A 470-nucleotide genomic window follows, 5' to 3' on the forward strand; every position below is an offset into this window, starting at 1 on the left:
ATAATAGCATTGTAGGTACACTTCTTACCTGATATTTCATGGCTAATGGGTTGTTTTTATCAATATCTATTTTTACGATTTTAACCGCATCGCCAACTTCATCTTTTACATCTTTAAGAATAGGCATTAAAGCTTGACATGGGCCACACCAAGTTGCAAAAAAATCTACTAATACTACTTTTTCTGAATTGATGATATCGTTAAAACTACTTTTCATTTTTATTCATTTTTTATGTCTTTTTAGACGTAAAAATCATGATAACATTACAGTATAAAAATGAGACCCTGAAACAAGTTCAGGGTGGCACTTTGTGTCAAAACCCAAAACCTAACTTAAAAGCCAAGAGCAAACCATCATCGCTATTAAAAACTGAAAGGTTTAAGGTCATCATATCTGCAGCATTGGCAAAAACACCACCTCCAAAAGAGTTATTCCATGTATTTGAATCTTCGCCATCCAACCATACTCT

1 protein-coding gene is annotated in these 470 nt (G+C 33.2%); it reads right to left on the reverse strand.

Going from position 1 to position 470, the window contains the following annotated elements; all coding sequences use genetic code 11:
* Window positions 1-217, reverse strand: a 217-nt coding sequence (locus J8281_RS19070; protein WP_210199244.1) for a co-chaperone YbbN, incomplete at its 3' end; no start/stop codon positions are given.
* Window positions 218-470 lie beyond the last annotated feature (253 nt).

The organism is Aquimarina sp. U1-2, assembly GCF_017897595.1.
In the GTDB taxonomy this organism is placed as follows: Bacteria; Bacteroidota; Bacteroidia; order Flavobacteriales; family Flavobacteriaceae; genus Aquimarina.